The sequence below is a fragment of the Rhodococcus sp. Q genome (assembly GCF_005503035.1).
Taxonomy (GTDB): Bacteria; Actinomycetota; Actinomycetes; order Mycobacteriales; family Mycobacteriaceae; genus Rhodococcus_G.
The window spans coordinates 37,818-58,732 of the sequence record NZ_SCOY01000026.1 but is presented as its reverse complement, the minus strand read 5'-3'; the positions used below and the strand labels follow the sequence as shown (position 1 = coordinate 58,732).

Annotated in this window: 18 protein-coding genes; 15 read left to right on the top strand and 3 right to left on the bottom strand. The window is 66.0% G+C overall.

Annotated elements, in window-relative coordinates; genetic code table 11:
• Positions 1–8 precede the first annotated feature (8 nt).
• The 12 genes from FFS72_RS26835 to FFS72_RS20125 all read left to right on the top strand — a co-directional run bounded on the left by FFS72_RS26835 (position 9) and on the right by FFS72_RS20125 (position 12,476).
• Positions 9–413 carry a hypothetical protein gene (locus FFS72_RS26835; RefSeq protein WP_249353424.1) on the top strand — a complete coding sequence of 135 codons (405 nt, stop codon included), beginning with the start codon at positions 9–11 and terminating at the stop codon, positions 411–413.
• Positions 410–1,018, top strand: coding sequence for a DUF8175 domain-containg protein (locus tag FFS72_RS20175; protein WP_137875592.1), 609 nt, complete (start codon positions 410–412; stop codon positions 1,016–1,018). Before FFS72_RS26835 ends, FFS72_RS20175 begins: the two co-directional genes overlap by 4 nt.
• The gene (locus FFS72_RS20170; RefSeq protein WP_137875591.1) at positions 1,015–1,854 is read left to right on the top strand and encodes a DUF8175 domain-containg protein; all 840 of its coding nucleotides are present in this window, start codon (positions 1,015–1,017) and stop codon (positions 1,852–1,854) included. Before FFS72_RS20175 ends, FFS72_RS20170 begins: the two co-directional genes overlap by 4 nt.
• Before the next feature lie 245 nt (positions 1,855–2,099).
• Complete coding sequence (locus FFS72_RS20165) at positions 2,100–3,410, top strand: hypothetical protein (protein WP_249353423.1); 1,311 nt, start codon at positions 2,100–2,102, stop codon at positions 3,408–3,410.
• Positions 3,407–4,912, top strand: a complete 1,506-nt coding sequence (locus tag FFS72_RS20160) for an SCO6880 family protein (protein WP_137875590.1) — start codon at positions 3,407–3,409, stop codon at positions 4,910–4,912. The genes FFS72_RS20165 and FFS72_RS20160 overlap by 4 nt, the downstream gene beginning before the upstream one ends.
• 14 nt (positions 4,913–4,926) lie before the next feature.
• Positions 4,927–6,684 (top strand): putative type IV secretion/conjugal transfer ATPase, encoded by a 1,758-nt coding sequence (locus FFS72_RS20155; protein WP_137875589.1) that lies wholly within the window; start codon positions 4,927–4,929, stop codon positions 6,682–6,684.
• Complete coding sequence (locus FFS72_RS20150; protein WP_137875588.1) at positions 6,681–6,974, top strand: hypothetical protein; 294 nt, start codon at positions 6,681–6,683, stop codon at positions 6,972–6,974. Before FFS72_RS20155 ends, FFS72_RS20150 begins: the two co-directional genes overlap by 4 nt.
• Positions 6,971–8,605, top strand: coding sequence for a peptidoglycan DD-metalloendopeptidase family protein (locus tag FFS72_RS20145; protein WP_137875587.1), 1,635 nt, complete (start codon positions 6,971–6,973; stop codon positions 8,603–8,605). Before FFS72_RS20150 ends, FFS72_RS20145 begins: the two co-directional genes overlap by 4 nt.
• Before the next feature lie 11 nt (positions 8,606–8,616).
• Positions 8,617–9,159: a hypothetical protein gene (locus FFS72_RS20140; RefSeq protein WP_137875586.1), complete on the top strand. Its 543-nt coding sequence runs from the start codon at positions 8,617–8,619 to the stop codon at positions 9,157–9,159.
• A 10-nt stretch (positions 9,160–9,169) separates the two neighbouring features.
• Positions 9,170–11,143, top strand: a complete 1,974-nt coding sequence (locus FFS72_RS20135; protein WP_137875585.1) for a type IV secretory system conjugative DNA transfer family protein — start codon at positions 9,170–9,172, stop codon at positions 11,141–11,143.
• A 3-nt stretch (positions 11,144–11,146) separates the two neighbouring features.
• Positions 11,147–11,650: a DUF4913 domain-containing protein gene (locus tag FFS72_RS20130; RefSeq protein ID WP_137875584.1), complete on the top strand. Its 504-nt coding sequence runs from the start codon at positions 11,147–11,149 to the stop codon at positions 11,648–11,650.
• Positions 11,651–11,705: 55 nt separating this feature from the next.
• A complete protein-coding gene (locus tag FFS72_RS20125; protein ID WP_137875583.1) occupies positions 11,706–12,476 on the top strand; it encodes a hypothetical protein in 771 nt (256 codons plus the stop codon).
• Positions 12,477–12,671: 195 nt separating this feature from the next.
• Here the strand turns inward: FFS72_RS20125 and FFS72_RS20120 are convergent, their stop codons facing one another.
• A complete protein-coding gene (locus tag FFS72_RS20120; RefSeq protein ID WP_249353422.1) occupies positions 12,672–13,661 on the bottom strand; it encodes a hypothetical protein in 990 nt (329 codons plus the stop codon).
• A 32-nt stretch (positions 13,662–13,693) separates the two neighbouring features.
• Positions 13,694–17,944, bottom strand: coding sequence for a MobF family relaxase (mobF, locus tag FFS72_RS20115; protein WP_171018759.1), 4,251 nt, complete (start codon positions 17,942–17,944; stop codon positions 13,694–13,696).
• Positions 17,945–18,192: 248 nt separating this feature from the next.
• On the opposite strand from mobF, the gene FFS72_RS20110 reads away from it, so the two are divergent.
• The 3 genes from FFS72_RS20110 to FFS72_RS20100 all read left to right on the top strand — a co-directional run bounded on the left by FFS72_RS20110 (position 18,193) and on the right by FFS72_RS20100 (position 19,578).
• Positions 18,193–18,768 carry a hypothetical protein gene (locus FFS72_RS20110; RefSeq protein ID WP_137875582.1) on the top strand — a complete coding sequence of 192 codons (576 nt, stop codon included), beginning with the start codon at positions 18,193–18,195 and terminating at the stop codon, positions 18,766–18,768.
• Between the two features lie 63 nt (positions 18,769–18,831).
• Positions 18,832–19,356: an HNH endonuclease gene (locus FFS72_RS20105; protein ID WP_249353421.1), complete on the top strand. Its 525-nt coding sequence runs from the start codon at positions 18,832–18,834 to the stop codon at positions 19,354–19,356.
• 9 nt (positions 19,357–19,365) lie between these two features.
• A complete protein-coding gene (locus tag FFS72_RS20100; RefSeq protein ID WP_137875581.1) occupies positions 19,366–19,578 on the top strand; it encodes a hypothetical protein in 213 nt (70 codons plus the stop codon).
• 153 nt (positions 19,579–19,731) lie between these two features.
• On the opposite strand, the gene FFS72_RS20095 is transcribed toward FFS72_RS20100, so the two are convergent.
• A complete protein-coding gene (locus tag FFS72_RS20095; RefSeq protein ID WP_171018757.1) occupies positions 19,732–20,736 on the bottom strand; it encodes a DUF4192 domain-containing protein in 1,005 nt (334 codons plus the stop codon).
• Between the last annotated feature and the right edge of the window lie 179 nt (positions 20,737–20,915).

Genomic DNA, 20,915 nt, shown 5'->3' with positions numbered 1-20,915 from the left:
CCTGCGACATGACCTCCACCGCTGCCTATCTGGCTACGGACCTGATCGCTCAGTCCGGGCCCGTGACGTTCGACGGCGACATCAAGGCCGACATCGAGAAGCTCCTCGGGTACGCGGCTGGCGTCGTCTTCGTCCTGTGCCTGGCCAAGATGATCTTCGTCGGAGCCCGTCTGGCGTGGGATCACAAGCACGGAGCGGGCATCGAGTCACCGACCGTCGCCGAATTCATCGCGGCCAATGTCGGTGCGATCCTCGCGGGCGGTGCGTCCATCGTGATCGCCGGGATGCTGCTCGCGGAAGCCAACATCTCGACACCCGCACCGCCCAACGAACAGGGGAACCTCGTCGAGCAGATTCAGCAGATGCCCAAACATCCCGCTCAGCAGGGCGACGATGCGCAGGAGGACGAATGATCCGGCGACTGGCCCGGGCGGCGGTCCTCGCGGCAGCACTGGTCGTGGTGAGCTGCGGCGCGAACGGCACTGGTGGCGAGGAATCGCTGTCGTTGACCGACGCCCCGCAGATCGCGCGATGGACCACGATCGCCGGGATCAAGGTGCCGATCGGCAAGACCGATGGACCGAGTACCGGCGAGTGGGAGCCCTACCAGGGGTTCAGCCACACACCCCAGGGCGCCGCCCTCGCCGCGATCACCCAGTCCGTCCAGTTGGCGACCGCATCCGACAAGACCTGGACGAAGATCCTGCCCGGCGTGGCCGCACCGAACGAGGGCCGCGACCTCTACGCGACGAACCGGGCGATGCTGACAATCTCGGGCACCGACCCCGAAGCAGTGCCCGAGATCGTCGGCTACACCTTCGGCGACTACAGCGAGAGCAGCGCGACTGTGAAAGTCGTCCAACGCTTCTCCGACGATTCTCTGGCCTCGTCGTCCACTCGGGTGGTGTGGATGGACGGGGACTGGCGACTCGACCTGTCCGCTGAGGCTGACGCCGCCATCACCGCGCTCGACGCCCTGCCGTCCGAGCTGGTCAACCTTGAGGAGACCCGCAAGTGACTGAACAGAACACCGCCGACGCGAAGACCGGCTCGGAGAACTCGACCGACACCGAGGCCAGCAAGCGAGCTGACGGCGCAATGAAGCTCACCATCGGCCTCGCCGGCCTCGCGGTGATCCTGGTGGCCGGGATCGTGTTCAGCGTCATCGTCTTCTTCCGTGACGACGCGGAGCCATTGGTGGCGCTGGACCAGGCCACCGACCAAAGCGTGGTCGAAAGCGGCGAGTTCGAGCCAGATCCGGTGCTCGACAAAGCCAACCGCGTGATCTACGTGCCGCTCGACGAGAACGGGGTCATCCTGTCGAGGTCAACCGCCCAGGGCGGCTCCCGCCCGGAGGATCAGGCTCCCAGCGGCGTGATGCTTCAGCGCATCCACGGAAACATGGATATGCCGTTCTCGACGTCGGACGGTCCGACCGACTTCACCGACACCGGTATCGCCACCGGATTTGCGCGCACTGCGCAGGGTGCGGGTCTCGCTGCCGCTCACTACCTCGGGTACATGAGCGCGGGGGCGGATCGCACGCAGATGCTCGTCGATTCGGGCTTGGTGTCGGACCCGGCTGGAGAGGTGCCGAAGAAGTGGATGATCGTGCCGGGGAGCATCCCGGCTGTTGCGATGCCGATTGTTCGGGTGACGTTCAATCCAGACCTCACCCTTGTTGAGTTCGGCCGGCAGGTGGAGAAGACGTCCGAGGGCACCTCGCACATCCAGCTGCTCAAAGTGCAGATGGTGTGGCGTAACGGCACCGGGTGGGTGCTCAAGGTAGACCCGTCCAGCACGAGCGTTCACACGGAGCCGATGGGATCACCGGGGTGGTCACAGTGGTGGTGACCAAGTCGACGGCGGCGCGGGCGCTGTTCGCCGCGCTCATCCTCATTGTCGTCACGGTGCTCGGCGGCGGGCCAGCACTGGCTCAAGAGACTGCCCCGGCAGAACCCGGGACCTCCGGCGAGACAGTCGCTACGCCGGGAGACGAGTCCGGCGAGGCGGCAGCAGCTGACGACGACTCGGGTGTCGGTGGCGCACTCGCCGGCGCCGCGGCGTGCGCCGCATCCGCGATCAATCCCGGTGCAGGGATGGTGATCGACGCCGCCGCGAGCATCCTCGGTGCTGATTCTCCGGGCTGCGATGATGCCGCGACGGGGGTACTCGGTGCCGCCGCGGACACGGTGGGGGATGTTGCCACCGAGGCAGCAGGAGGTGCTGTCGAGAAGGCCGCGCTGGCGTTCGGTAATGCCGGAGTGGCGATCCTGAAGTTCGCGCTCGGCTGGTGGATCCCGGTCAAGACACTGGACGCCGATACTTTCGAGACGACGGTCGGCAAGATCAACGACTACACGTTCTATATCCAGCTCGCAGCATTCGGGCTGTCGCTGATTCTGCTCGGTGGCCGCTTGGCGCTGGCCCGCTCGGGCGCCATCCGTGATGTCTCGGAAGACGGGCTCAAGCAAATGGCCCGCGCCACGGTCATCTCGGGCGCGCTGACGGGGCTGATCGTCATCGGAACTCGGCTGTCCGACAACATTTCCAGCTGGTTTCTGAACGGGACCGTCGGAGCGGACCCGTCAGGCCTCGTAGAGGCGATGATCACCGTCACGCAGTTCGGCGGCTCGGCCGGCATGGCATTGCTGTTCGTGATCGGCATCATCGGCATCTTGGGCGGTCTGATGATGGCGTTCCTGATGCTCCTGCGCACCGGCTTCCTGGTTCTGATGACGGTTGCCCTGCCGATCGCCGGTGCGGCCGGAGGGACGAAGGTCGGCAGCCAGGCATTCGACAAGATGCTCTCGTGGACCATCGCGTGGCTCCTGGTCAAGCCGGTCGGTGCCTTCGTGATCGGATGTGCGGCAATCCTGTTCGTCGAAGCGACACCGACGATCTCAGATCCGGAGAACGGCGACGGGCTGATGGCGTTGTCCGGCGTGATCTTGCTGTGCGCCGCTGCTCTGGTTCTGCCCTCCTTGATGAGGCTGATCGTTCCGAACGTCGGCGCGCTCGGCGGCGGGGGTTCGGGAGCCGCTACCGCCGCAGGTGTCGCCGGCGCCGTCGCTATGGGCGCGAAACTCGCCGCTACCGGAGGCGCATCCGCTGGTGCTGATGCTGCGCAATCCACCTCCGGCGGCTTCACTCCGCCCACTGGGGCCTCGGGAAATCAATCGGCTCCGGCCAGCTTCGGTACAGGTGGCGAGGGTTCCGGTGGCGGTCAGCAACCGGGCGGAAACGCCACTGGAAGTCCAGGTGGTGGCAATTCGACGGGCGGTCCTGACGGGAACAGCTCGGGCACTCCTGGTGGCGGTTCCGGTGCGGCGTTGGTGGCCGCAGGGGTCGCTGGGGCCGTCGCGACGGGCGCGGATCCGAAATTCGATGACGGAGGTTTCGAACGATGAGTGACAGGCCGACGTACGCCACGTACGGAAACTGGCGTCAGCCTCGCGAAACGGGACTGCTTGGAGCCACTTTCGGGACGTCGATGCTCGGCATCGGAGTCGCCGTCCTGGTGATCTTCTCTGGTCTGCTCCTCGGGATGAAGGCGGCGATCGTCATCGCCGTTCCCGTGGTGATCGGCTTCATTCCCCTGGTCAGTTCCCGCGACGGCCGTTCTGGATACGAAAGAGGACTCATGAGATTTCAGTTCTGGCGTGGGGTCAAGCGCCGCGAGCACATCTACGCATCGGGCACCTTCTCCCGCATCCCCGGCCGTAAGTACCGGTTGCCGGGTGTGCTCGCCGAGACCGAGCTCTACCAGGGGATCGACTCCGACGGCCGCAGTTTCGGCATGATCCACATGCCGAGCAAGAGCGCCTACACGGTCGTATTCGACGCCTTCCCGCAAGGCGCGGAGGCTGTTGACCAGGACGTGATCGACCTCTACGTCGGGAATTGGGCTCAGTTCCTCGGCAGTGCGGGCGAGACGTCGGATGTGCTCGGCGTTGTCACCGTGGTCGAGACACTCCCGGAGACCGGGATCGAGCTGTACGAGACGGTGCACCAGAACACCCTCGCCACTGCGCCACAGCTCGCACGGGACTCCGCCTACCAACTCGCGACCGGACTGACGGCTGGCGGTATCCGCCTGGCCGCGCGGATCGCCATCACCTTCGAGGCGAAAACGGCTGAGCGTAAGAAGGACCCGTCGGAGCAGGCTGTCGAGCTGGGTCGGCGTCTGCCGGGTCTGACCGCGGCGGCTGCGCGTGCCGGCGTGCCGTGCTCGCCGATGGATGCGGACGAGATCATGGCGTTCGTGCGGCGCTCGTACGACCCCTCTGCACTGGTCGATGTGGAGTCGGGTCTGCACTCGAGTGAGGGCACCGGGTTGACATGGGAGGACTGCGGCCCCCGGACGGCCATCGAAACGCCCGACGGCAGCAAGTACGTGCACGACGGCGCGGTGTCGGTGACGTGGGAGATGCGTGAAGCGCCGCGAGGCGCGGTGACCGAGCAGGTCCTCCAACGGCTGCTGGCGCCGAACAGCGGCGTGCCGATCAAGCGGGTCGCCGTGATCTACCGGCCCCACTCGGCCGGTGACGCCACCGAGATCGTGGACCGCGACCACCACAATGCGACCGCGGAAGCGCGCGGCGGTTCCGTCAAGAGCATGGGTGTCGCCTCGGCTAAGGCGCAGATCGACGTCGCTGCCACCGCTCAGGCGCGGATGGAACAGGCAAGGGGCGCAGGCGTGATCCGGTTCGGGATCCTCGTCACGGTCACCGAGCCTGCGGAAAGCTCCGACGTACCGAAGATCGACGCCCTGATCGAAGACCTATCGCGGCAGTCCCGGCTGTCGATCCGACGGTCGCGGTACTGGCAGGCAGCGGCGTTTGCGTCGTCGCTCGGGGTCGGCGTGATCGCGCCTGACCACTCCACCATTCCTTCCTTCCTGAGCACGTAGAGGAGAGGCCACAGATGAGCGCACGTAAGGCTGCTCAGTCGAGTACGAACGCCAGGATCGACAAGATCGCCGCAACACTGCTCTCCGCTGACGAGTTGAACACGCTGCGGGCCGAGATGAACTCGGCGAGCGGTCTGCGGAAGCTGTGGAAAGAGGCGCTGTACAAGCGGCAGATCAGTCGCCAGGCGACGGTCGATCGGTCGATCAGGACTGGGCAGGACGGCTTCGACCGCGATGTTGCATCCATCGGCCCTCGCGGATACGACGGCGAGACGGGTGGCCGCATGTCAACGGTCATTCCTCCCGTTGAGTACCGGGCGACCAGTGTGCAGGTCGCCGGCATCAACCCGTGGGTCGTCGGCGCCAAGGCTCCGCTGCTCGGGACGCCACTCGGTCCGCATCTACGGACAGGTGCCGCCGTCGGATTCGACCCGTTGTATGCGTGGAAGATGAAGGCGATCACGGCTCCGTCGTGCTTCATCTGCGCCCTCAACGGCTTCGGCAAGTCGACGCTGCTGCGCCGTATGGCGCTTGGCGACATTGCGCGAGGCACGCTGGTGCTCGTTCCAGGAGATGTGAAGCCCGACCTCCGCGTGCTCGCGGAGGCGGTTGGCGGTCAGGTTAGCGAGGTCGGCTACGGGACCGGCTCGATCAACCCGCTCGACCGGGGTCCGATCGGTGACGCGATCGAGCGGCTGCCTGACGGAATCGAGCGTGAGCGCGCCGAGTTCGCGCTGCACGCACGCCAACTGAACATGGTGTGCGCCTTGCTTGAAATCGTTCGCCGCGGTCCGCTCGTGGACTTCGAGGAGACCATGCTCTCCTCGGCGATCCGCCATCTCTACGAACCCGGCTCAGCCTTCTCCAATCGCCGACCGGCGCTGCTCGAGGATCTGATGGCCGTGATCGACGACGGCCCGGAAGAGTTGATGGGCGACGCGGTCGCCGACACCGCCGACGAATACCGCAAGCAGATCAAGCCCCTGCTGCGTTCACTGCGAGCGCTGGTCAAGGGCCGCTTCGGCGAAACGTTCAATCGGCAGTCGACGATTCGCATCGACGTCACCAAGCCGATGGTCGACCTCGACATGTCCTCGGTCCCGCCAGGCGACGAATTGATGCGCGCAGCGGTGCTGCTGTCCGGCTGGAACGAGGCATTTGCCGCGGTGGAGGCCGCGCACATCCTCGCGGACAACAACCTTGGCCCCAACCTCGCGGCCCACATCTACATGGACGAAGTGTGGCAGGTGGTCAGTGTGGCAGGAAATGCCTTGGTCCCACGGATGGACGCGGTGCAGCGATTGCAGCGACAGATCGGTGTGGCAATGACGATGGTCACCCACTCGAGCGCGGAGTTCGAGCAGGCCGGCGCATTGGGCATGATCGAACGTTCTCGCGCCCGGATCATCGGCCCCGTCCCCGAAGCGGAGCTGGACCGACTGAGCCGGTTCATGAGGTTCTCGCAGGCCGAACGCGCCATGCTCACCAACTGGGCGACAGACGGAACGTCCTCGGTGGACGAGAAGAAGCAGACGCGACGCAACCGGCAGCGCGTCGACGATGTTGCGACTACAGACAGCTCCGGAGCCCCGGTACGCAAGCGGACCGCGGCGGGCGTCGGACACTTCCTGCTCAAGCTCGGTGAGGGCGCGACGCCGGGAACACCGTTCAAGGTGTGGGTGCCACCTGCTGAGCAGGCAGCGGGGATCCACGACACCGACGCTCGCCTGCGCTCGGCAGACGAGGACCGCGGAAAGAAGGACGCGGCATGAGTCGTCGTCGGTACACCGTGGTCGACGACACCACCCGGGAGGCGGCAGTGCGGGCGGTGGTCAACCGCATCAACGCGGGAGACAGCTTCACCGCCGCTGCGCGGGCGGCAGCAAGTCATTTGGAGGTCGCTGAGACCACAGTCCGGTGCTGGGTGAACAAGTCGGGGCAGCGACCCCGCCGCACATCCAAGGACGTCGCAGCGCTCGAAGCGGAGCTGGCTCTGGCGCGGGAACTGAACAGGTCGCTGATCGAAAAGTACGGAGCGAAAGAGGGGCTGACGGTCCGATGAACGACAAGGGGGGGACGGGGCTGATCGCAATCATCCTGGCGCTCGTACTCGGCCCGTTCCTCCTGATCCTGCTGCTGATGGTCGGCATCCAGGACGAAGAGGACCGACAGCAGGGCACGAGCTGCCTCGGCCCGAGCAGCTCGGCGCAGGGAGGCGATCGCCTCGCGCCATTGGGGTCGTTCATCAAGCCGGTCGACCCGGCCGCCGTCACACTCACCTCCGGGTTCGGGGACCGCGGGGGTGAACAGCACCAAGGCATCGACCTGGCCGGCAACATCGGTACCCCGATCTACGCCTCGGCCGACGGCGTGGTTAGCAACGCTGGCCCCGCAAGCGGATTCGGTCAGTGGGTGGTTCTCGACCACGTCCAGGGCGGTCAGCTCGTCTCCACCGTGTACGGCCACATCGACAGCTACTCGGTGGAGGTCGGGCAGCAGGTCCGCGCCGGCCAGCAGATCGCCACGGTCGGAAACCGTGGCGTATCGACGGGACCTCACCTGCACTGGGAAGTGTGGCAGGGCGGATGGGGTACTACTGCTGTCGATCCGATGCCGTACTACGAAGCGGCACCGGCCCCGGGCGCACCGACCGCGGCGCGTCCGGAGTCGGCCGAGATGACCGGACCGTCTGGCGCTGACCTGTCGCAGCCGCTCCCGGTCTCGGCCGGGTCCGAGACGAACATGCAGTCGGACACCAAGCGGCTGATCCGCGCATTGCACCTTCAGTTCGGGGACAGGATCGACACCCTTGGCGGGTGGCGTGCCGACGGCGGCTACGCCACCGACCACCCCGAAGGTCGCGCCATCGACGCGATGATCCCGAACTACGCCTCGGGCGAGGGTGTCGCTCTCGGCGACGAGATCGTCGACTACGTGCTGGCGAACGCCGAATTCTTCAACGTCGAGTACCTGATCTGGCGGCAGACGTACTACCCCGCCGACGGAGGCCGGCCGAATCTCATGGAGGACAGGTTCACTGACACCCAGAACCACTACGACCACGTGCACATCACCGTCAACGGTGACGGGTACAACGACGTCTCGTTCGACTGGGGGTCACTGCCCGGTGGTAGCGGCAACGCGACCGCGGCCGCCGCTGACTGTGTGATCTCCGGGGAGGGTCTCGGCGACAGCCTCGCCGAGGGCACTGTGCCGCCAGAGTTCGCGCCGTGGATCGAGAAGGCCGGCGCGATCTGCCCGCAGATCAAGCCGTCCCTGCTCGCATCCCAACTCTCCGCCGAGAACGGATTCAAGTACGGCGCGAACGCCCCGGTGTCGGAGGACGGGGCTGGTGGCCCGGCCCAGTTCATGCCAGGAACGTGGGCGGCATACGGCAAGGACTACGACGGTGACGGCCGCGTGGACGTCAACAGCATCGGTGATGCCGTGATGTCGCAGGGCCACTACATGTGCGCGATCGCGGCATCCGTCGACGGGTGGATCGGCGAAGGGAAGGTCAGCGCTCCGAACGGACGACCAGAGCTCTACATCGCCGGGTACAACGCGGGCGAGGGTGCCGTCCTCGCCTCCGGCGGATTTCCCACCGGGTCACCGGATTACGTCACTCAGACCCGACCGTACGTAGACAAGATCCTCGCCAACGAATCCAGCTACCGGGCCATCAACCAATGAAGGGCGCACCCGTGAAGATTCAACGAGCAACTGCTGTGGCCGTGATGGTCGCCGCCGCTGCGGTCACGCTCACCGGTTGTGGCAGCAACGGCGAGCAAGAGCACACCGGCCGCGACGACCACCAGGTGATCGACCCACTGCCTCCGCAAGAGATCGACGCGGACCAGACCGCGATCACAGCAATGCAGATGATCCTGTCGTGGCAGCCTGCCGTCGACACCAGCAAGTCCGACGCGCTGCTGCGGGCGCAGCGGTACCTGGGCGGTGACCTCCTCGCCGTCGCCCAGTCCGACACCCGCGCTGAGGTTCGCCCAGACGCAGACTGGCAACAGTGGGCCGCGTCGAAGGATGCGCTCACCGCGACCTGTGCTCGATCGGACTCGACACCGGCCGCGCCAGCCGGGATGCGGACCCTCGTCATCGACGTCGCGTGCACGCAGACCGTCCTGCACGCGACCGGGCAGAGCACCCGGCTTACGCCAGAGCAGTGGCGCACCACCGTCACCCGGACCGATGACGGCTGGCGCCTGACCGAATACCGATTCGAGCAGTAGGAGAGACGTGATGGCACAGGCACGCCGGGACAGGCCGGCCACCAGTAGCAGCGCCGACGAGATGTTCCTCAAGGTCTTCCCAGTCGCGGCCGCCGCTGCATTCCTCCCGACCATCGCCTACAACCTCGGCGGTGGTCAGAACCCGACGTGGAATCCGATCGGACTCCTGCTGTCCCTGCCATTCGGGACACGCACCTGGACGACGGCCGCGACGGTCATCCTGATCCTCGAGGCTGTCGCCGTCGCTGCGGTGGCCGGCGCGTCTTGGTGGGCGCTGCGTCACTTCGGGGTACTCGAACGGCGGCAGGGCAAGAAGTTCGAGAAGCGGATCGACCGACTCGCACAGACGATGGGCGATCCCCGCGAGGTCGACGAGGCCAACGCGAAGTACCTCGCGCAGAGCACCGACCGGCTCGCTCCGCTGATCCCGCAGGATCACCCTGGTTATCTCGGTATCCCTCTCGGGCGGACCGTGGTCGGGGACCGAGAACTCAGAATGACTTGGGAGTTTGTGGGAGTGGCCTTCGCGGGCGCCCGAATGGGAAAGTCAGCAAGCCTGGCGATCCCGGCGATCTGCCACGCCCCAGGAGGGGCGATCGTCGCCTCGAACCGCGGGGACGTGTACTCCCACACGGTCGGCATCCGCCGCAAGAGTGGGCGAGTGTGGTTGTTCGACCTCCAGGGCGTCACCACCGGCAACCGGGCTGAACACGCGACCTTCTGGTTCAACCCACTGCGGTACGTCACCGACATACCGTCGGCGGCTGCGGTGTGTGGGTACTTCATCTCCGCCGCCACCGACGCCAATGCACGCGTTGACGCCTACTTCGACGGCAACGCCCGCGACTTGTTCGCCTCCTACATGCTCGCTGCGGCGTTGGCCGATGGCGACGTTCGGCACGTTTTCGAGTGGCTGACCGACACCCAGTCACAGATCCCGGCGTTCGTCCTGGAACAGCGGGGATACCCGGACCTGGCACGCACGATGCGCGGCAAGCAGTCCGTCAACGCCAAGCAACGAGACGGCTTCTACGACATGGCTCGACGGTTCCTCGCGCCGCTCGACGAGCCGCGCTATGCCGCAGCCGTCCTACCGAACCGGCGCACTGTCATCGGCACCGACACCGCCGGCCGGATCATGTCCTCGCCGGGTCGAGAGATCCACGACCTGCCCGAGTTCATCGCGCACGAGTTCGTGAAGCGAACCGACACCATGTACGCCATGTCGAAGGAAGGACCGGGATCAGCCTCGGCGATCGCGACAGCATTGGTCGGGCAGATTCTCGCGTGCGCGGAGGAGTATTCCGCCGCGCAGGAGACGGGCCGGATGCCGATCCCGCTGACTGCGGTTCTCGACGAGATTGCGAACATCTGCAAGCTCGACCAACTGCCGAACTGGGCCAGCCACTTCGGCGGCCGCGGCCTGATCCTGCTTGCTTTCTTCCAGTCGCCCTCACAGGGCGAGAGAGTCTGGGGCCGCGAGCAGTTCAAGGCGATGCTCGACGCGTGCAGCGTCGTCTGGTACGGCGGCAACGTCGTCGATGACGCCTTTCTCGGCGGGATGGTCGATGCGGTGGGCACCCACTATGTCGACACCGAGTCCCGCAGCCGCGGGTCCGGGTTCTTCAGTAGCAGCCAGCCCACAGTCTCGAGCAGTTGGCAGAAGGAGAACATCTTCGAGAAGGGTGATCTTCAAGCCTTGCCGAAGACCCGCGCCTTGGTGACCATCGGTGGCTCGCCGCCGATCCTGGTCCGCAAGGGTTTCTGGGGGAACTCGTCGTTCGCAGACGAGATTCGCCAGTCCGTGCGCGAGTGCGCGCAGAGCGGCCAACCGGCCGAGCAGAAGGCGCTACCGATCGGACACTCGGACCGGCCGGACCCCATCGCGCCTCGGGAGCCGGCCACCCCGGTCGCGGTCATTGACGAGAACCCGGACGAGCGCGTGGAACAGCTGTTCGCGTCGCAGTTCATGAAGGAGAACTGACCGATGGTTGATGTAAGCACTCCTGGCGACTGGGAAGTCGACTCCGCGCCCGGCGATTACGACGACGTCGACCCGGACTTCGACGACGACAACACGGACTTCGACGACGACGAGCAGGCGCAGGACATCGAGCACGCAGAGGAAGCCAAGCACCCCGCCTACGCGAACGTCATCGAGTTCGTCGAGGGCTTCTTCCTCGACGTGATCAGGCGGAAGGTCACCGACGGAAGCCCTCTGTCGTGGGACGCGCGCTGGTGGCTGTACCCCGAGGTCGTCGCACGACTGACCGCGCTCTACTACGCCTATGAAGAATCACGCGCGTCGACGTCCGGGCTGGCCATGTCCTCTTGGTGGATCCAGCATTTGGAGCCGCATCTGCGCGTGATCCTGGACGGCGACACGGGGCCTATGGCGAATGCGAGAACCGACGGAAGCTTCTCCGGCTGGCCGCGGATGCCGGCCGAACCGGTTCCGAGCGAAGTGCGCGATCTTCTTCTCAATCAGTAGCCCGACCAATAGCAGGGGGAATCTCATCTATCAGCATGTGAAAGCGACGGCAGACGTGACCGATCCGAACCAACACCCAGTCTCGCAGTCGCCACGGGGGGTACTGCTCGGGTGCGCGGCCACAGCGGTCGGTCTGGTGGTCGCGCTGACCGGTTGCAGCGGCAGCGACAGCGCCGGTGCAGATACCGTGGTCAGCACCGGCACCACGACGTCAGCTGCGGAATTCGTCCCTGACCTCTTCAATGCGGAGTTCAGTGACGGGTGGCGCGACAAGAAGACCCAGCAGCCCGTCACGCCGCCGCAGCGCATCAGGATCACCGGAAGTCTCGATCTAACTGAGGCGGCCGAGTCGATCGGATACGGCGCCGCGGAGCGACGACTACCGAAGAAAGCGGACGCGACCACCGATTCCAGTTTCCCGATCAACGCAAATTCGGTTCGCATGTACACAGACACGGACAACGTTCTGCGTTTGAGCTGGAGCTGCGAGTTCGTCGGGGATGACCCGGATGGTGAGAACTGCCAGAAGGTATACCGCATCGCTTTCGACGTCTCGGGGTCGGAACCGGAGATTGTTGAGACGACGAACACGGTCGGACCTCAGCCAGATGAGCTGATGGATTCGACGACGTTGACGTATCCGCGAGTGGTGGTCGCTGACCCGACGCAGCTGCCGAAGTCTGTCATCGGCACGGACCGAGCCACTGGCGCGACCACGGCCTTGTTGCATGTTGTTGCTCAGCCGCGGGATGGTCTCGCCAAGGTGTACTTCGTGGTGACTGATTCGCTGAAGCTCTACTTCGGGGAACTCGAGCCCAGTCGTTAGATCGCGATAGAAGGAGGACCCCGCACCGAGTCTCGGTGCGGGGTCCTCCGCCGTTCGGGCGAACGGTCGGCGCGCGACTTCGTCGCACCCCTCAATCTCATGCGCGGACAGGTTTGTTCCGCATCCCTGTCGTCCCCTGCGTAGCTGCCCATCCAGGGCGGACTGCGGCCGTGCTCATTCCGTGTCGGACCGGAGCTAGTAGCCGGCCACCAGCTCCGGTCCGCGCTCGGCACCCATGTCGGGGACGAACGCATCGGCGTTGGTGTGGTCTGGCTGCCGGTCGGCGTTGAGCATCTCAGTCACCGATCGGGGATGACTCTTCATTGCCGATCCGATCGCGCCGAGTAGCTCTTGGGTCACCTTGTTCAGATCCACGGGGGACAGTGGCGGCGCGACGTCGTCGTCACCCTGGACCGGCCCGGCGGCTGCGGCGATACCGCGGCCTGCGCTCTGGAGGATCTCGCTCAAGCCACCGAGGTCGTTCCTCGCCTCGGGTTGCGCCGATGGGGCGACCTCCTCGAGAGCGTCGGACACGTCGGCATCCTCAGCAGGGCCGGACACAGCGTCCACGTTCTCCGGCGTCGGCTTGGTGGTGGTGCTCTCCCTTTCACCCAGCTCCGCTCCCTCAGTCGTTGTCCGCTCCGGCTGCGGCGCCTGGCCGGCCACCTCAGCGCCGGTGAGGTGTTCCCGCGACAGGTCGTCGAGTGTCACGTACGGCGGCAGGCTCTTGGCCGCGACGTAGCTCAGTGCGACCGCGGCGGCGGCGTCGAAGACAAGCTTCTCGTCCGCCGCGATCTGCTCTTGCGGTCGACCGGCCTGAGTCTGCCGGGCCTCGATCCGCGCCTGCCGAACCGCGTTGTCCTGCGCGAGCTTCTCCCACCGCCGCGCTTGCTCGGACTCGGCATGAAAGTGGCGTGCTGCGCCTGCGGCTGCGAGAACCTGGATTCGGGTCTGCGCCGCTGGATTGCCTCGGAACTGACCGAGTACCTCGCTCATCGGACGTGGTGTCGGAGCGAACTTGGCTTGGCTGCGAGCGTCGCTCACCCGGCCGATGAACGTGGAGACTGCCGCGATGTCCTTCGTCGCCTGGGCTGCTGGCGCGGTCGGCGCCGTCGCGGCGGGTTGTGGTGCGCTGGGCTCGCGCCGGGTTGGGCGGAACCGGCCCGGATTGCGCTTGTCTGCCATCGTGCGTCTCCTCTACTGCGGTGATGGAGCGGTTACAGGTCGACCCCGGTGTCGCGGGCGTGGTCGGTTGGGTCAAGCACCGGGACTGTGGTGCTCTCGGGCGTCGCGGCCCCGGGGCGCCGCTTGTTCTCGTCGCCGCGGTTGTCTGCGCCCTTCCGGCGGGCCAGCTCGGCGTCGAGCTCGGCGACGACGCCTGCCTCCGCTTGCTGAATGGATTCGAGCCGCTCGATGCGGGCCGAGACCCGGCCGACGGCGCGGTCGTCGATGACATGTGCGCGGTCGTACCGCGCGGCGGACGCACGATTGAACTGCGCGTTGCGTTCGATGATCGGCCAGTCGCGCTCGGCCGGTGCGGCATCTCGCGCCGCATTCTCTTCTGCGGCCGCGGCGGCGATCTGTTCGTCTGTGGCGGTGCCGGATTGGCGCAGCGCATCGAGATGTGCGCGGGCCTGCCGGGCAGCAACGATCTGATCTTCCTGCTCGATCACTTCGGCGACGCGGCGGTCGACGGCCCCGACCGCGGAGTCGCCGCGTAGGCGGGACAGCTCCTGTTGTGCCAGCCCGAGCATCATCCGGTTCTCACCGAGACGTCGCTGAGCAGACCGCCGCGCCGCGGTCAGGTCTTCTTCGGAGTACCGGGAGTAGGGGCGCGGCGCGGCCTTCCGCTTGGTCTGGTGCAGGCGTTCGATCGCCGCCTCGACGTCCTGGCGCGTGCGACCGGAGACGTAGTGCAGGGGGTCGGCTACATCGTCGGTGGCCTTGCCAAGCACACGGGAGAGCGCGACCTGTCGGATGGTCCTCTCCCACAGTGCGCGGCGTCTCGGATCATTGCCGGGGGCTCCGAGGGCGTGGACCCACGCGGCGTTCTGCGCGATGGCGGTGGTGGCGTAGGCATCGACGTAGCCATGCATCTGCTGCTGCTGGGCGCGGGCGTGCGCGGCCAGGATCGTATCCATCTCGGCTACGCCGTCGGGTAGTGCCGGGACACGGTAGTCAGCAACATCGTCGCTGCGAGTGCGGGGGAGGTGCTCGGTCCTGTTCTCGAGCGCGCGTGCCAGAACGTGCCCGGGGGCATCCTTCTTGTCGTTGACCTTGCCGCTGCGGCCCGCCTCGCGCATCTCGGCAACTGCGTCGGCGAGCAGGGTTCGGGTGTCCCAGCCGAACGTCTCGGACTGGGCGATCTGCTTGACGACAGCGTCCCAGCCTCCGAGGTCGTGGACCCAAGCGAACTGCCGCTCGGTGAGCAGCTGGCCGACGAGCTTCTCGGCGTAGTCCTCATAGAGAGCGCTGACCGCGAGACCGTAGATCTCGGTGATCCCCGTCCAGGACTCGGCGCGCCGCTGCTCGTCTTCGATCATCTGATGCGCGGTCCGCTGCGAGCCGTCGCGGGCGAGAATGGCGTTGAGAAGGCCGATTGCGCCGGGGTGCTCCTCTGGGCGGTGCTCGAAGTCCCAGTCGGGCAGCTCGTCGTTTGCGGCGTAGACGATGTTGGTGTTCTTGCCGCGTGTCATCGCCACGTACAGGGACTGGCGGTCCATGTTCGACGAGGCGAGGACGTGGCAGTTGCCGACAGTCATGCCCTGCGATCGGTGCACAGTCGTGGCGTAGCCGAGCTGGACGTTGTCGGCGATGTAGTCGGCAGCGACGGTGACCTCACCACCGCTGATGTTGTTGCGCAGCATCATCGACCCGTCGTCGCCGAGACCGGCGATGGTCCACAGGTCACCGTTCTTGACGCGGCCCTTCTTCTCACCGGAGGTGGTCTTCACGACATACTTCGAGTTGTTCTTCCGGGTCACCACCACGTCACCGACGGCGGCCTCAAGACCGTCGGCGAGGATCAGTCCGGGGCCGGAGACGGTGCCGTTGTCCCGGTAGTAGGCGGCAGCCTTCTCGTTCAGTCCGCGGACCAGGTCGTTCGTCGGGGCGACCATCAGTGCGACCTGGTCGGCTTCGACGTCGGCGACGTAGGCGTCGAATACCTTGTCGGCCAGCTCGTGCTTCATCGCGTCGACGATCCGGCCGTTCTCGTCGTACCACTCGATCGCGTTCTGAGCGCCGGCCCGCATTGCCAGGCTCGCTTCGGCTTCGCCTTCGGTGACGAACCGGTGCACCTTCTCGAGGAACGGGGCGTTGGTCCGTTCGGCCAGATCACGCAGAACGCCGCCCGCCTCGACGGAGGCGAGCTGCTGCGGATCACCGAGCAGGCGCACCACGGCGCCGGACTCGGTGGCGATCTTGGTCAGGTCAGCAAGGTCGCGGGCCGACGCCATGCCAGCTTCGTCGACGAGTAGAAGACTGCCTCGCTCCACGCCGGTCGGGATGCCTGCCCGATGGCGCGTGAGAACGTCGGCGATGGTCCGTCCCTCGACCTCGATCTCGTCGCCGAGAACCTCGGCAGCGCGCGCCGAGGGACCGAGAGCGACGACCTTGCCGTTCGTCGTCTCCCATGCGCGGGCGATCACGGATGCCGCGGTGGTCTTACCCGCACCGGCCGCGCCGACGGCGACCGCGACACGCTTCTTCGCGGTCAAGAAGTGCCGGATCATAGCGATCTGGTCGTCACCGAGACTGTGGCCGGCCTTCTTCTCGGCGATCCGAATCTGACGGCGGATCACGAAGTCGGAGACATCCCCCTCATCGTCGATCTCGGCCTGCTCACGCATGAACTCCTCGGCGTCGAGGACGGGCTGAGCGGTGTAGCGCATCTCGGCGCGATCGCGGGTGCGGGCGCGAACAATGCCCAACTCGACGCGCTCGGACACACGCTCCGGGACGCCGTAATCTTCGGTGAACATCGGCAGGCAGTAGTCCCGCATTGCCAGTTCGAGCGCATTCTCTGTCATTGCTTGAACGTCGTCATCGGCGTTGAAACTGAACTCGCGCAGCCGTCGTTGCACCTCCGCGTTGACCGAGAACACGGTCCACGACCCCACTTTGCGGGAGAGGGTGTCGACGACTTCGGACACCAGCGTGGGCACGTGCTCTGGGTCGAGGATCGGGCGTCGATCGCTCTCACTGCGGACTGCCTCGACGAGCTCGGATGGCACCGTGTCCGGCATCAGTGCTTCGGTCCGCTGACGCCACTCCTCCCGCAACTCTCCCAACGAGCGCGGGGGGTTCTTCGCATTCCTGGTGTCCAGGGTCGCCTGTTGCGCCTGCGCGTACTGGATCTTCTTCGACGGGTTCTTGCCGTACTGGGCACGGTATGCGCGGGCCAACTCCTCCTGACGCGCCTCGATCTCCGATCGGCGAGAGAACTCCTCGATCAAGCCGAGCGGGATCCCCTCGACCTCATAGACGGCCTGCTTTCCGGGCACAGTGTCGGCGCGGGGCGCAAACGTGACTCCGAGCTTGCGGGCGACCAGATCGGCAACGCGGGTGTTGTACTTCTCCGACGCGGCAACGTTCGCCTTGTAGAGGATCGACCCGTCAATGGTGGTCCACCTGCCGTCTGCGAGGACGCGGTTGGCGATGGCGCTGTGGGTGTGGAGGTTGGGATCGCCGGCGCGGTTGTCGAAGTGATCGAACCGGGCGATGAGTAGTCCATCCGCCTTGACCTTGTGCACGCCCGCTGCGCCGCGGCGGGTGTAGATCACCTCATCCTCGATCCATTCGAGGGCTTCGTCGACAGCCTGCTTGTGGGCCTCCTCGACGGCCTGCTTCACTCTCTCGCCGCCGAGTCCCCACAACAGCGACACCGACTTCATCGGTGTGAACACGAGGTCGTATCCGGCAACAGCGTTGCGGACTTTGCCGTACTGCTCGTTGACGAATGTCAACACCTCGTCGTCGCTGAGCAGGTCGGCTCGGTCACCGTCCTTGCGGCGAAGGTGCGTTCGGGCGGTCGAGAGCTGGATCGCCTTCTTGGCGGCGGTGTCGGGATACTCGCCGTGATCTCGCTTGTAGATGTTGCAGCGATCCTCGACGTCGTGGACGTAGTCCTGGCTGTTCTCGAACCACGAGAATGCTCGACCGAGAGCAGTGCTCGCGGACCAGTCGAGTCGTTCCTCTAGCGTCGAACCCTTCCCGGGCCGGGTGGCGAAGGCGTTCGGGGTACGAGCCGCACCGAACACCGAGCGCATGGACAGCTCGGTCACCTCTGTGCCGACCTCGACGCCGACCTTCTCGGCCAGCTTCCCGCACCAGATTCCGGGCGGGGTGCCCTTGGTGACGTAGTAGTCGACGGCGTCCTTGACCTTCTCCTCGGTCGCGTCGCCGTGGGCTACGTGCTTGGTCAGATAGACGTAGCCGTCCCCAGCGCTGAGCTTATGGACGGTCATCACCGGGCCGATTATGCCAGGTCGCAACTTTAGTGCATGAGGTGTGTAGAGCTTTTTCTTCTGACCGCAGGTCAGAAGAGGTCTGTCGGAGCCTCGATGGCTCTGACAGAGCAGCGGAGCTGCGGGTGTTAGGCACGTGAGGGGAGACCTGTACGACGAAAGGTGACCAGAGCTGTGACATGCCAAGGTGACCCGCTCCCGAGTGCGGAACCTCCCGCGAGCGCAGCGAGCCGATAGACTGCGGCCCTATGGCCTCCTCTTCGAATGCGGCGTCGCGCCGCTCACTGCGTCCGCACACCACCCCCAATGTCCGCGAGAATCTGCGCCGCGAACGCGAGCGACTGCTTGCGCGCCAAGCGCACCTCGAGGAACTGGCCGCACCGATCAACGAGGTGGCCGGCAAGCTCGCCAAGATCGACGCACTGCACGACTCCAAGGCGAGCGCCGCGGAGCGGCGGATCGAGCAACTGATGAAGAACCGAGACAAGCGTCTCGAGAAGATTCGCGCGGAGTTCGAAGAGAAGATCGCAGCGGCTCGTGCTGAGGCCGACCAGATCGACGACTCGTTGACACCAGAGGAACAGGAGCAGGAGGACGCACTCCTGCTCGACTACGCGCGTGCCATCGTCGCGTTCACCAACGACGCCTCGGTCGCCGAGCTGGCGTCCGTCCTCGGTGTCAGTGCCCGCGAAGCGAAGACGATCGCCGGGCAAGCAAAGGCGGACCTGGAGTCCACTGGCGTTGCCGCCCGCGAAGCAGCAGACCCGGCACCACCGGTTGCGGCCGAGCAGTCGGCCGCTGAGCCGGCCAGCATCGCGTCCTGAGACGACTGACGATCAGTGCACGCCGGTGACACCCCGCCGTTTCCCGGATTCGATCGATCGTTCGTGTCCGGCGTCAGCGTCCCAACACCCAATGTTCGACCTCGGCGCGGAGCGCGCATCGTCGATGCGACGTTGCGGCCCTCTGCCGAGAATGTTGCGGCATTCTGGACGAAGGTGGTCAAGTCCCCGACGTGTTGGTACTGGGTTGGCGCGATCAGCGCACCCGACGGATATGGCCGGTTCAACTACCAACGTGCGAACCGGCAGCGGACGGTTCTTGCTCATCGATTCTCGGTCGAGTTGGTGCACGGCGTTCTTGAGGACGGCATCGTGTGCGAGCACAAATGCAACGAGCCGCTGTGCGTGAGGGTGGGACACGAGCATCTGGTGCAATCGACCTACAGCGAGAACGTGCGCTACGCGATCGCGTTGGGACGTCTGTCGGGGCACACGCTTCTCGATGGGCAAGGACGGTCACGCTACGAGCGGTCGATCGCGGTCCGCGCGTCGCTCAAGGACGGATATGACGAGGCCGCGTTGCTTCGCGCAAAGACCGATCCCGGTGACGCGCAAGCAACGCTGTTCTAGCGGCGGTCAGTGTTGACCGACGTCAACAAGAGTGAGGGTGTGATGGGCGAGAAGAAGGAACGTTCACGGGTCGAGTCCGAGCTGTACCAACGGACGAAGCATCTGCACTCCATCTCGTCGGAGGAGCTTGAGCGGGTGGTGGCCGGCGAACATGCCGCCGTGCGACGGGATCCGCGAGCCGATGTTGCGTTCCCGCCCAGCGCGGCGGCGGATCTGCTGTAGGTTGGCCGCGTGCGGTTGTCCGCCAGCGCCGGAACGGTGCGGGCTTTGGGTCGGGCTCAATGCCCGTCCCAAAGCCTTCGCTCTCGACAACCGAACAGCGAGAGACCCCCGGAGCTACCTTCTCCGGGGGTCTCTCGCTTTAGCGGTCCTGCCTTACGCGTCTGACGCTTCGGGAAGCTCGACGCCGAGATTCTGCGCCTGCGTGCGTCCGGTGCGCGCAAGCTCCAGAATCTGATCTTGATGCACTCCCGAGGTCAACGCCCGGTGGAGCAAGTCGAGCAGTCGCGGCGGATTCGCGGGGTACCCGCGGATCGCGTCGTATGCGGTGTTGAACGCGATCCCGGCGAGCGGGCCGCGACCGGCCGCGTAGGCGAAGTACCCCGCGACGGTGAGTGCTTCCGCCCGCGCGATTCCGTCGAGCTGGTTCGCGATCGCCGCCATGACACGGTGCGCGTTCATCGGATCCGAGAGCGCCAGTCCCAACGCGGCGTCGCGGGCCACGACGTGGAGGGGGAACAGGATGCCGACACGAGCGGCGAGAGCGACATCCGGCGTGCGTCCGTCCCGCGCAGCGGCGACCAGTTCGGTGAGTACGTTCTGTGCGAACTGGTCGCTTCCCTCCTTGTGTGCGGTCGCCATTGCCTCGCGCATGTCGCCGGTCTCGACGGTGCGCCCTTGCCGGTAGGTGGCGACCATGTTGTCGCGACTGGACTCGACGACGAGTCCGTCAACCACCCGTGCGGTGTGGACGGTCGACGCCATTGGATCGGCGCACACGCCGTTCTCGTTGCCGTCCAGGTTCGTCCAATGCATCCCCGCTTCGATCTTCGGGATGTACAGCGGTCGCGGGGTGATGATGCCCTCGGTGTCGAGTGCGTCGCGGATCGCGTCGAGGGTCTTGAGTGCGGCACCCGCAGCTCGGGCGTCGGCGACCGCCACGAGCAGAACTGCCTCCGCGGTGGGCGTCATTCCCACGAACTTGGCGGCAGTCGCGCTCCGCTCGGGATCGTTGTCGCCTGCGTCGACTCGGATCACGGTTGCGATCTGACCGCCGGAGAGCACGATTCCGACGACCGACTGAGTCGGGTAGAAGCCGAGGAGTGCGGGGATAGCCGCGATCATGTCGGAGGGGGTGCTGATACGGATGGGGCTGTTCACGTGAGGTGCCTCCTGTCGTGACGGACCGGGGCGGCCCGCCTGTTCTTTTGCCCTTCTGGCAAGGAGAGTTTGGACCGGCATGAGGGGGCCGGAGTGCAACCCCTGGGACCGAGAAATCTCGGGGGAGCGCAGCGGAGGAGAGAATTGTCGGGGCCGTAGGCCGCGAAGCGCCCAGGGGT